This is a genomic window from Streptomyces sp. JLBG701, from assembly GCF_058544905.1.
On record NZ_CM178588.1, the window covers coordinates 6,801,863 to 6,812,758 of the forward strand.

A 10,896-nucleotide genomic window follows, 5' to 3' on the forward strand; every position below is an offset into this window, starting at 1 on the left:
GCGTGCAATGGACTCGCCGGGACAGCGCCCCGGCACCTCGCCTGCGCCTCCGGCTACGGCGTGGAATCCAGCGGAGCCGGAGTCGGCCCCGATCCCGAAGCCACGGGCGCGGCATCCCGTACGGCGCTGACAGCCCCCGTCGGAGTCACCTCGGCCCGCGCCCGGGCCGCCCGACGCGCGGAGCGCCACGCGTCGGCGGTCAGCAGCGACAACGCCAGCCACACCAGCGCGAAACCGGCCCACCGCTCGGGCGGCATCGACTCGTGGAAGTAGAGGACGCCGAGCAGGAACTGGAAGACCGGCGCCAGATACTGCAGCAGCCCCAGCGTCGACAGGGGTACTCGGATCGCGGCCGCGCCGAAGCAGACGAGGGGGAGTGCGGTGACGATGCCGGTCGAGGCGAGCAGGGCGGCGTGCCCCGCGCCCTCGGTGCCGAAGGTCGAGTCACCGTGTCCCGCGAGCCACAGCAGATAGCCGAGCGCGGGCAGGAACTGGATCGCGGTCTCGGCGGCCAGCGACTCGACGCCGCCGAGGTTGACCTTCTTCTTCACCAGCCCGTAGGTGGCGAAGGAGAAGGCGAGGGTGAGGGAGATCCACGGCGGGCGCCCGTACCCGATCGTGAGCACGAGTACGGCGCTGAAACCGACGCCGACGGCGGCCCACTGCACGGGCCGCAGCCGTTCCTTGAGGAGGAGCACGCCGATCGCGATGGTGACCAGCGGGTTGATGAAGTACCCGAGCGAGGCCTCGACCACCTGCCCGTTGTTCACGGCCCAGATGTAGACGCCCCAGTTGACGGTGATGACCGCGGCGGCGACGGTGACCAGCGCCAGCTTGCGCGGCTGCCGCAGCAGCTCGCCGACCCAGGCCCAGCGTCGTACGACGACGAGCGCGACGGCGACGAAGGCGAGCGACCACACCATCCGGTGGGCCAGGATCTCCGCCGCCCCGGCGGGCTTGAGCAGGGGCCAGAACAGCGGGACAAGGCCCCACATCCCGTATGCCGCGAAGCCGTTCAGCAGACCTATGTGCCGCTCGCCCCTCGACTTCCCGGTCACGGGTCCTCCTTCTCACGTCGTCCTCGCCCGCAAGAAGGTAACGCCGAGCGCCCCCGCCTGTCATGCCCGTTTCGGCATACGGTCATGACAGGCGGGGGTCGGGTACTGCCGGGCCCCCACCAGGGGAGTAAGCCGGTGCCGTCAGCCCTTGAGCGCGGCGGTGATCGACTCGGCGATCGGGGTGGTCGGACGCCCGGTCAGCCGGGAGAGGTCACCGGAGGCGACGACCAGTTCGCCCTTCTCGATGGACTTGTCCACGCCCGCGAGGATGATGGCGAACACCTCGGGCAGCCCTGCACCGGTGAGGATGCCGACGAGTGCCTCGGCGGGAACGGAGTTGTGGGCGATCTCCTTGCCGGTCTGCTTGCTCAGCTCGGCCGCGTACTCGGCGAAGCCCCAGGCCTCGTCGCCGCCCAGCTCATACGTCTTGTTCTCGTGCCCCTCGCCGGTCAGCACCGCGACCGCGGCACCCGCGTAGTCGGCGCGGGAGGCGGAGGAGACCTTGCCGTCACCGGCGGCGTTGACCACGGCGCTGTGCTCCAGCACGGGGGCCAGCTGCTCGGTGTAGTTCTCGTTGTACCAACCGTTGCGCAGCAGGGTGTACGGCACGCCCGACTCCAGGATCACCTGCTCGGTGCCCCGGTGGTCGTCGGCCAGGGCGGCGGTCAGGCTGCCGGGGGCGCTGGTGTAGGCGAGGAGCGCGACGCCGGCGGCCTTGGCGGCGTTGAGAACGACCGTGTGCTGCCCGACGCGGCCCTTGTCGAACTCGCTGCCGGAGATCAGCAGCACCTTGTCGCCGGCGGCGAACAGGCCGTCGAAGGTCTCGGGGGCGTTGTAGTCGGCGACGGCGATCTTCACGCCGCGGGCCGCGAAGTCGGCGGCCTTGGCCTCGTCGCGGACGACGGCGGTGACCTGGTCGGCCGGAACCTTCTCCAGCAACTGCTCTATGACGTGCTTGCCGAGGTGTCCCGTGGCTCCGGTAACGACGATGCTCATGATTCGGCTCTCCTTGTGGGCTGCGTCTGCCACTAACCCTAGGAGAAGCGCTAACTCTGCGAAAGTACCCACTTTGAAGTAAGGTACTGGCATGGCCGTAAGCGCAGAGGCAGTGACCAAGCAGCCGATCAGGTACGTCGCGGGCGAGGCGATGTGCCCGTACCGCCTGGTCCTGGAACACGTGACGTCCCGCTGGGGCGTCCTGATCCTGATCGAGCTCCTCGACCGTCCCTACCGCTTCAGCGAGCTGCGCCGGGCGATCGGCCGCGTCAGCGAAAAGATGCTGGCGCAGACCCTGCAAACCCTGGAACGAGACGGCCTGATCCACCGCGACGCCAAGCCGGTGATCCCGCCAAGGGTCGACTACTCCCTGACCGACCTGGGCCGCGAGGCGGCTGAACAGGTGCGGGGGCTGGCGATGTGGACCCAGCGGCGGATGGGGGAGGTGCTGGAGGCGCGGGAGGTGTATGACGCGGCGAAGGGGCGGGCTGAACAGGGATGACGTCTCTGGTCGGGGCCCACTGAATGAATGCGGACGGCGCTCGCTGGGCACACGAAAGTCAGGGCGTCGGTTGACATGAGCGGTACGTCCACCCATGCGCCCCCTCTCCGCCTCCCGCGCCGACTTGAGCCGCCGGGCATGCTGGAGGCGGATTTCGTGTCCATCGCGCACCCGGTCTCGCGTTGCTCGCACGTCTGCGGGCAAGAGGTTGGATGCCTGATACGGGGGTTGACATGCCCACTCTGATACGTCCTCTGCGGCGGATCGGTTCTGCGATGCGGATCGGGTTCAGTCGACGCCGGCACCAAGAGGAACTCGTCCGGGGCCTCGTGCGGGAGTTGGCGCGTCTGAGGCACGAGATCCACCATGCGAATTTGATCCAGTACCACCGCTTGGTCATCGCCCAGTCGAGTCAGGCCATGGATGACCCCGCGCTCGCGGAGACGTTGAGTACGCTCAAGGCGGTGACCGAGCGGCAGCGGCGACAGCTGCTCTTCGCAAACCGCGAGTATGCGACGGTTGTGCTGGCGCACCGCATCGGCATGTTCGACTGGGACGAGTTGATCGGCCACCTGAGGGTGCTCGGCCGTAACCCGGTGTTCGCTGACTACTGGCGTCGCACGGCGGAACATCGACTCAGCCTGCCGCCGGATTCCCTGGAGGCCAAGGTGGGGCAGGCTGTGGACGTCCTGATGGAAGAGCTGGCAGATGATCCGGATGAGTGGTGGGTTGTCGGCCCCGAATCCTCGTCGGGCTCGACAGCGTGAGTGTGGTGATGCCCCAGACGGGTGTCGACATGCAGACATGGTTACTATGAGTTACGTAATTTCACCGACGCGTGCATACTGTGACGGTCGGCTGGGCATCATGGTGCGCCTCCGCGGAAACGCGGACGGCGCTTTTCCTATCCCCTGCTGACGCCAAGTCAGATTCAGTGGTCCTTCCACTGCGTGCTGTCCTCCCTCGTCGCTTGGTGGGAGCGGACAAGTGCGTTGTGGCAAGGGGGTGAGCCCAAAGGGAGCCCGTGTGTCCTTGAGAATCGTCCGTCGTATCGGGGATTCGCCCCGTCAGCGAGGCAGCGTCACCGGAGAGACCTGCCCGGACATCTTCGAGCTGAGTGACGGAAGTTTTGCCGTGATCGGCACGGACAAGACCGAGGACATGGACGCCCTCCTCCCCGCCGACGCGGCCCGCGCCGATTATGAGCGCATCGTCGTGATCACCCGTGACACACTCCTCCGTGCCAAGAGAGACATCCCCGACGCGTGACACCGCACATGACCGAGGGCCTGGGTGCCAGCCCGCACCCAGGCCCTCGGTCGCGTGGTCAACCGCCGCTCAGCCCACGACAGTCCAGGTATCCCCGCCCGCCAGCAGAGCCGCCAGGTCACCCTTCCCGTTCTGCTCAATCGCCGAATCCAACTGGTCCGACATCTGCGTGTCATACACCGCCCGCTCCACCGACCGCAGCACCCCGATCGGCGTGTGATGCAGCGTGTCCGGGTCGGCCAGGCGGGACAGGGCGAAGGCGGTGGTCGGGGATGTGGCGTGGGCGTCGTGGATGAGGACCTGGTCTTCGTTCTGCGGCGTCACCGTGACCACCTTCAGGTCACCCGTCGCCGCATCCCGCACCACGCCCCGCGAACCGTCCGCCCCGAACCGGATCGGCTCGCCGTGCTTCAGGCGGATCACCGCCTCCTCCGCCGACTGCCTGTCCTTCAGGGCCTCGAAGGCGCCGTCGTTGAAGATGTTGCAGTTCTGGTAGATCTCGACCAGAGCGGTGCCGGGGTGGGCGGCAGCCTCGCGCAGCACCTCTGTCAGGTGCTTGCGGTCGGAGTCGATCGTGCGGGCCACGAAGGACGCCTCCGCGCCGATCGCGAGGGACACGGGGTTGAAGGGCGCGTCCAGGGAGCCCATCGGTGTCGACTTCGTGATCTTGCCGACCTCGGAGGTCGGGGAGTACTGGCCCTTCGTCAGGCCGTAGATCCGGTTGTTGAAGAGGAGGATCTTCAGGTTGACGTTCCGGCGCAGGGCGTGGATCAGGTGGTTGCCGCCGATCGACAGCGCGTCGCCGTCACCGGTCACCACCCACACGCTCAAGTCCCGCCTGCTGGAGGCGAGTCCGGTCGCGATCGCGGGTGCGCGGCCGTGGATGGAGTGCATGCCGTACGTGTTCATGTAGTACGGGAAACGGGACGAGCAGCCGATGCCCGAGACGAAGACGATGTTCTCCTTGGCCAGCCCCAGTTCCGGCATGAAGCCCTGGACGGCGGCCAGGATCGCGTAGTCACCGCAGCCGGGGCACCAGCGCACTTCCTGATCGGACTTGAAGTCCTTCATGGACTGGCGGGCCTCGGCCTTGGGAACGAGCGAAAGCGCCTCGATCGTGCCCGTGCCTTCCGTGGACGTCTCAGCCATCGATGGCCTCCTTGAGAGCCGTGGCGAGCTGCTCAGCCTTGAACGGCATACCGTTCACCTGGTTGTACGAGTGCGCGTCCACCAGGAACTTCGCCCGGACCAGGGTGGCGAGCTGACCGAGGTTCATCTCGGGGATCACCACCTTGTCGTAGGCCTTCAGGACCGCGCCGAGGTTGTGCGGGAAGGGGTTGAGGTGGCGCAGATGGGCCTGCGCGATCGACTCCCCGGCCCCGCGCAGACGTCGTACGGCCGCCGTGATCGGTCCGTACGTCGAGCCCCAGCCCAGAACCAGGGTCCGCGCCCCGTGCGGGTCGTCGACCTCCAGATCCGGTACGTCGATGCCGTCGATCTTGGCCTGGCGGGTGCGGACCATGAGCTCGTGGTTGGCGGGGTCGTAGGAGATGTTGCCCGAGCCGTCCTGCTTCTCGATGCCGCCGATGCGGTGTTCGAGGCCCGGCGTGCCGGGGATCGCCCACGGGCGGGCGAGGGTCTGCGGGTCGCGTTTGTACGGCCAGAAGACCTCGGTGCCGTCGTCGAGGGTGTGGTTCGGGCCCTGGGCGAACTGCACGCGCAGGTCCGGGAGTTCGTCGACGTCCGGGATGCGCCAGGGCTCGCTGCCGTTGGCCAGGTAGCCGTCCGAGAGCAGGAACACGGGCGTGCGGTACGACAGCGCGATCCGCGCCGCCTCCAGCGCCGCGTCGAAGCAGTCGGCCGGGGTGCGCGGCGCGATCACCGGGACCGGCGCCTCGCCGTTGCGGCCGAACATGGCCTGGAGGAGGTCCGCCTGCTCGGTCTTGGTCGGCAGACCGGTGGAGGGCCCGCCGCGCTGGATGTCGATGACGAGCAGGGGCAGTTCGAGGGAGACGGCGAGTCCGATGGTCTCGGACTTCAGCGCCACGCCCGGACCGGAGGTGGTGGTGATGGCCAGCGAGCCGCCGAAGGCCGCGCCCAGGGCGGCGCCGATGCCCGCGATCTCGTCCTCGGCCTGGAAGGTCCGTACGCCGAAGTTCTTGTGCCGGCTCAGCTCGTGCAGGATGTCGGAGGCCGGGGTGATCGGGTACGAGCCGAGGAACAGCGGCAGGTCCGCCTGTCGGGACGCGGCGACCAGTCCGTAGGACAGGGCGAGGTTCCCGGAGATGTTGCGATAGGTGCCGACGGGGAATGCGGTGGCGGCCGGCGCGACCTCGTAGGAGACGGCGAAGTCCTCGGTCGTCTCGCCGAAGTTCCAGCCCGCGCGGAACGCGGCGATGTTCGCGGCCGCGATGTCGGGCTTCTTGGCGAACTTGGACTTCAGGAACTTCTCGGTGCCCTCGGTGGGCCGGTGGTACATCCAGCTGAGCAGCCCGAGCGCGAACATGTTCTTGCTGCGCTCGGCCTCCTTGCGCGTGAGGTCGAACTCCTTCAGGGCCTCGACCGTCAGCGTCGTCAGCGGCACCGGGTGCAGGTGGTAGCCGTCGAGGGAGCCGTCCTCCAGGGGGTTGGCCGCGTAACCGACCTTCTGCATCGCCCGCTTGGTGAACTCGTCCGTGTTGACGATGATCTCCGCCCCGCGCGGCAGGTCCTCGATGTTCGCCTTCAGCGCGGCGGGGTTCATCGCCACCAGCACGTTCGGCGCGTCGCCCGGAGTGAGGATGTCGTGGTCGGCGAAATGCAGCTGGAAAGACGAAACGCCCGGCAGGGTGCCTGCGGGCGCTCGGATCTCGGCGGGGAAGTTGGGAAGGGTCGAAAGGTCGTTCCCGAAGGACGCGGTCTCGGAGGTGAAACGATCACCCGTGAGCTGCATCCCGTCACCGGAGTCCCCCGCGAACCGGATGATCACCCGGTCGAGGCGGCGTACGTCCTTCGCCCCGGCCGGTTTGCGCTGCTCTCCTACGAGTGTTTCGTCGGCCTGTTCCGCTGGGCTGCTGACCTGGCTGGTCACTGAACTGGACCTCCCTCGGGGCGGCTGTCGGGGAGCGGCCCTCCCGCAGGCCTTCCCAGGATCAACCCTACGTCCGTAAGGGTCGCCTTCCCTCGGACGTTCGCATGATGGATGGCGTTTTGAGACGGCCTGTCGCCCTGACTTGTCATGATTTCTCGCCCCCCGGCGCTTCCTTTGAAGACGCTCCCCGCTGCTGGATGGTTCTTCGGTTGGACTTCGTCTGGTCTTCGGCTCTCAGGTCTCTTCGAGTGACACGCTGTCAGGCGGTCAGGAGTTCAGATAGGTGAGAACGGCCAGAACGCGCCGGTGATCCCCGTCACTTTGCGACAGTCCCAGCTTCAGGAAGATGTTGCTGACGTGCTTTTCGACCGCCCCGTCGCTCACGACCAGCTGTTTCGCGATCGCCGAGTTCGTACGCCCTTCGGCCATCAGCCCCAGCACCTCCCGCTCCCGCGGGGTGAGCCGCACGAGCACGTCCTGCTTCCGGCTGCGTCCGAGCAGCTGGGCGACCACCTCCGGGTCCAGTGCGGTACCTCCCCGGGCCACCCGCACCACCGCGTCCACGAACTCCCGCACCTCGGCCACCCGGTCCTTGAGCAGGTATCCCACGCCATGGCTGGAACCGGCCAGCAGTTCGGTGGCGTACTGCTCCTCCACATACTGTGACAACACGAGCACACCGAGTCCGGGATGCGCCTTGCGCAGCTGTACGGCCGCCCGCACCCCCTCGTCCGTGTGCGTAGGCGGCATCCGTACGTCCGCCACGACGACGTCCGGCAGCGCGCTCTGCGCGTCCAGGTCGGCAATGGTCTTGATCAGCGCCTCGGCGTCCCCGACCCCCGCCACGACATCGTGCCCACGGTCGGTCAACAACCGGGTCAGGCCCTCCCTGAGCAGCACTGAATCCTCGGCGATGACCACCCGCACCCTGTCCTCCACGATGATTCGGCCCCCCATAGCCCACGCCCACCCACACGACCCGCCCAAACGGCACAGTCCAGCATTCCAGCATTCGGACGCGGGTGCGCCTGGGCAACGGGATTAGGCCGCAAATCCAGCCCCTCCGGCGTTTGAGGAGCGGGGGTCCAGAGGGCGGGGTCCAGGGGGCGGGGTCGAAGGGGCGGGGTCGAAGGGGCGCCGCCCCTGGAGGATGGGACGGGTGAGGGCGGCGGGGGCGCAAACCTCCCGCCGCCCACCTCAATGCGTCACCCCCGCCAAGGCAACTCCGCGGTGACCCTCGTCGGCCCCCCGACCGGCGAGTCCACCACCAGAATCCCGTCCACCGCGTCGAGCCGCCCCGCAAGCCCCGCCAGCCCGGAGCCGGCGCCCGCATCCGCACCGCCCACCCCGTTGTCCACGACCTGCAACATCAGCCGGTTCTCCACCCGCCACACATCCACGCCCGCCCACGTGGCCCTGGAATGCTTACTGATGTTCTGCAACAGCTCGGACACCGTGAAGTACGCGATCCCCTCGATGGCCGGCGCCGGCCGCTGAGGCAGATCCACCTCCACCTGTACCGGCACAGTGCAACGCGACGCCACCGCGGAGAGCGCCGCATCCAGCCCCCGATCCGTCAGCACCGCAGGATGAATCCCCCGCGCCAGATCCCGCAGCTCCTGCAACGCCGTCTTCACCTCACCATGCGCCTCGTCCACCATCCGAGCCGCCGCCTCCGGATCCTCCGCCAGCTTCTCCTTCGCCAGCCCCAGATCCATGGCCAACGCCACTAGCCGAGCCTGCGCCCCATCATGCAGATCCCGCTCGATACGCCGCAGGTCAGCGGCCGCGGCGTCCACGACCACGCCCCGGTCGGACTCCAGCTCGACCACCCGCGTCGCCAGCCGCGACGGCCCGAGCAGCCCGTGCACCATCACCCGGTCCACCATCGTCAAGGCCCGCACGATCCACGGCGTGGCCAGCGTGAACAACAGCCCCACCAACGCGGTCACGCCGATCTCGAAGGGGTTGTCGAGATAGATCCGGTGGGTCTGGTCGCCGTAGAGCTGCAGTCCGTCCTGCCCGCCGTACATGGGGAAAAGCCAGAACCACAGCGGATACGTCAGCAGCGCCCAGCCGTACACCCAGAAGTTCACGGCGACGGCGAAGGAGAACACCGCCCAGGGCAGGTGCAGCACCGCGTACAGCAGGTTCCGCCACGACGTGCCGCTCTTGAGGACGGCCCCCATCCAGGCCATCAGGCCGTTCTTCCGCACCCGCAAGGGCTCCGGCTCGGCCACCTCAAGGCCAAGCAGCCGGCGCGCCCGCGCCCGCTCCACCGCCCCGAACCCCCGGCACCCGGCCAGCCCCGCCGCCAGCACCGGGATCCCGAGGAACGTCACCAGCAGCCCCGCCCCCAACGACACCATCGTGACGGCGAACGTGAAGAGCAGGACGCTGATCGGCAGGCTCAGCAGCACGTACGAGAACTCACGCCAGGTGCGCGCCTCGAACGGTGCCCGAAGCCCGGCGGGAATCCGGTGCCGCGGCTCCCCGGCGCCCGCCTCGCGGAATCCGGGCCCACCGAATCCGGGCCCGTCCTGGTACCCGTACCCCTGTCCCTGTCCGTACTCCGTGGCCATCGGCGTCGTCCGTTCTAGTCGTCGTGCGGCTGTGGTGTCGTACCTCCACACTGCTGGGCGTCGGCGGCGCGGACCATGGAGTTCGTCGGCGTCTTGGGCGGGGGGTTTTCCCTACCTGCCGCTAGTAGATCTCCCGCTCTCGCCAGGGCAGCTCCGCGGTGACGGTCGTAGGGCCGCCGGGCGGTGATTCGAGGACGAACAGGCCGTCGACCGCGTCCAGGCGGTCGGCGAGGCCCTTCATGCCGGTGCCGCCGTCGAGGCGCGCGCCGCCGCGGCCGTCGTCCCACACCTGGATGAGCAGCCGGTCGTCCGAGCGCCACACATCGACCGAGGCGGACCTCGCCGCGCTGTGCTTGCTGATGTTCTGGAGGAGCTCGGAAACGGTGAAGTAGGCGATGCCCTCGATCGCGGCGGCCGGTCTGGCATCCAGGTCGGCGGTCACCTTGACCGGCACGGTGCAGCGGGAGGCGACCGCGGACAGGGCGGCGTCCAGGCCCCGGTCCGTCAGCACCGCGGGATGGATGCCGCGCGCGAGGTCGCGCAGTTCCTGCAACGCGAGTTTCACCTCGCCGTGCGCCTCCGAGACCATGACGGCGGCCGCGTCGGGGTCCTCCAGGAGTTTCTCCTTGGCGAGGCCGAGCCCCATGGCCAGGTTGACGAGGCGGGCCTGCGCGCCGTCGTGCAGGTCGCGTTCGATGCGCCGCAGATCGGCGGCGGCCGTGTCGACGACGACCCCCCGGTCGGACTCCAACTCGGCGATACGCCGCTCCAGTTCGTCGGAGGGCGACAGCAGCCCGCGCACCATCGCCCGGTCGGCGTTGGTGAGCCCGCGCGCGATGAACGGCAGCACCGGCCACGCCACGAACAGCGAGGTCAGCGCGACGGTGAAGGTGACGATGCCCCAGGGCAGCCGTATCAGGTCGTACAGCACCGTGCGCCAGCCGACCGGGTCCTTCACCATCATCCACAGCTGCTGCAGGGTCCCGCCGCTCTTGCGGAGCGGCAACGGGCTCGGCTCGTCGATCCGCAGCCCGAGCAGCATCCTCGCCCGCCCCCGCTCGAACTTGCCGATCTGCCGTGCGCCCATCAGACCGGCCGCGAGCAGCGGGAACCCGATGACCGTGAAGGTCAGCCAGGCGCCCGTGGACACCACGGTCACCACGTAGACGAAGCCGAACAGCGCCATCGGCAGGTTGGCCAGCAGATACGCGATCTCCTTCCAGGTGTGTCCGTCGTAGGCGAAACGGACCGGCGGAAGGCGGTCGGAGGCGCCGGAGCCGGCTGTGCCGGTGGCGGGGATGCGTGCGGTCATATGGGCTAGCGTGCCGCGCGGCGCGCCCCGGCGCCATGAGGTCGACCGCAGGGATCGACGGGGGAAAACCCCACCCCCGCATACCGAGGTGTGACGGCCTGCTTACC

The 10,896-nt window shown here is 68.6% G+C and carries 10 protein-coding genes; 3 read left to right on the forward strand and 7 right to left on the reverse strand.

Translation table 11 applies throughout. The features are described from left to right. Positions 1-53: 53 nt before the first annotated feature. Together rarD and AC5DRG_RS31535 are read right to left on the reverse strand one after the other, a co-directional pair. Positions 54-1,058 (reverse strand): EamA family transporter RarD, encoded by a 1,005-nt coding sequence (gene rarD / locus AC5DRG_RS31530; RefSeq protein ID WP_491802868.1) that lies wholly within the window; start codon positions 1,056-1,058, stop codon positions 54-56. Positions 1,059-1,199: 141 nt separating this feature from the next. Next, a complete protein-coding gene (locus AC5DRG_RS31535; RefSeq protein ID WP_491802869.1) occupies positions 1,200-2,054 on the reverse strand; it encodes an SDR family oxidoreductase in 855 nt (284 codons plus the stop codon). Positions 2,055-2,145: 91 nt separating this feature from the next. On the opposite strand from AC5DRG_RS31535, the gene AC5DRG_RS31540 reads away from it, so the two are divergent. The 3 genes from AC5DRG_RS31540 to AC5DRG_RS31550 all read left to right on the forward strand — a co-directional run bounded on the left by AC5DRG_RS31540 (position 2,146) and on the right by AC5DRG_RS31550 (position 3,825). Beyond that, positions 2,146-2,556, forward strand: a complete 411-nt coding sequence (locus tag AC5DRG_RS31540; protein WP_491802870.1) for a winged helix-turn-helix transcriptional regulator — start codon at positions 2,146-2,148, stop codon at positions 2,554-2,556. Between the two features lie 275 nt (positions 2,557-2,831). Then, positions 2,832-3,323 (forward strand): DUF6082 family protein, encoded by a 492-nt coding sequence (locus tag AC5DRG_RS31545; RefSeq protein WP_491813217.1) that lies wholly within the window; start codon positions 2,832-2,834, stop codon positions 3,321-3,323. 265 nt (positions 3,324-3,588) lie between these two features. Next, positions 3,589-3,825, forward strand: a complete 237-nt coding sequence (locus tag AC5DRG_RS31550) for a hypothetical protein (RefSeq protein ID WP_491813218.1) — start codon at positions 3,589-3,591, stop codon at positions 3,823-3,825. A gap of 69 nt (positions 3,826-3,894) precedes the next feature. Here AC5DRG_RS31550 and AC5DRG_RS31555 read toward each other — a convergent pair whose 3' ends face one another. The 5 genes from AC5DRG_RS31555 to AC5DRG_RS31575 all read right to left on the reverse strand — a co-directional run bounded on the left by AC5DRG_RS31555 (position 3,895) and on the right by AC5DRG_RS31575 (position 10,789). Further along, complete coding sequence (locus AC5DRG_RS31555; protein WP_491802871.1) at positions 3,895-4,974, reverse strand: 2-oxoacid:ferredoxin oxidoreductase subunit beta; 1,080 nt, start codon at positions 4,972-4,974, stop codon at positions 3,895-3,897. Then, complete coding sequence (locus AC5DRG_RS31560; RefSeq protein ID WP_491802872.1) at positions 4,967-6,895, reverse strand: 2-oxoacid:acceptor oxidoreductase subunit alpha; 1,929 nt, start codon at positions 6,893-6,895, stop codon at positions 4,967-4,969. Before AC5DRG_RS31560 ends, AC5DRG_RS31555 begins: the two co-directional genes overlap by 8 nt. A 267-nt stretch (positions 6,896-7,162) precedes the next feature. Continuing rightward, positions 7,163-7,852, reverse strand: a complete 690-nt coding sequence (locus AC5DRG_RS31565) for a LuxR C-terminal-related transcriptional regulator (protein WP_491802873.1) — start codon at positions 7,850-7,852, stop codon at positions 7,163-7,165. 248 nt (positions 7,853-8,100) lie between these two features. Next, positions 8,101-9,477, reverse strand: coding sequence for a sensor histidine kinase (locus AC5DRG_RS31570; protein ID WP_491802875.1), 1,377 nt, complete (start codon positions 9,475-9,477; stop codon positions 8,101-8,103). 121 nt (positions 9,478-9,598) lie between these two features. Next, positions 9,599-10,789 carry a sensor histidine kinase gene (locus AC5DRG_RS31575; protein WP_491802876.1) on the reverse strand — a complete coding sequence of 397 codons (1,191 nt, stop codon included), beginning with the start codon at positions 10,787-10,789 and terminating at the stop codon, positions 9,599-9,601. Positions 10,790-10,896: the final 107 nt, after the last annotated feature.

Excerpts from the sequence above, each read along its gene's own strand:
- AC5DRG_RS31535 (WP_491802869.1), bottom strand. The coding sequence starts at position 2,054 with ATGAGCATCGTCGTTACCGGAGCCACGGGACACCTCGGCAAGCACGTC.
- AC5DRG_RS31540 (WP_491802870.1), top strand. The coding sequence starts at position 2,146 with ATGGCCGTAAGCGCAGAGGCAGTGACCAAGCAGCCGATCAGGTACGTC.
- AC5DRG_RS31545 (WP_491813217.1), top strand. The coding sequence starts at position 2,832 with ATGCGGATCGGGTTCAGTCGACGCCGGCACCAAGAGGAACTCGTCCGG.
- AC5DRG_RS31555 (WP_491802871.1), bottom strand. The coding sequence starts at position 4,974 with ATGGCTGAGACGTCCACGGAAGGCACGGGCACGATCGAGGCGCTTTCG.
- AC5DRG_RS31565 (WP_491802873.1), bottom strand. The coding sequence starts at position 7,852 with ATGGGGGGCCGAATCATCGTGGAGGACAGGGTGCGGGTGGTCATCGCC.
- AC5DRG_RS31570 (WP_491802875.1), bottom strand. The coding sequence starts at position 9,477 with ATGGCCACGGAGTACGGACAGGGACAGGGGTACGGGTACCAGGACGGG.
- AC5DRG_RS31575 (WP_491802876.1), bottom strand. The coding sequence starts at position 10,789 with ATGACCGCACGCATCCCCGCCACCGGCACAGCCGGCTCCGGCGCCTCC.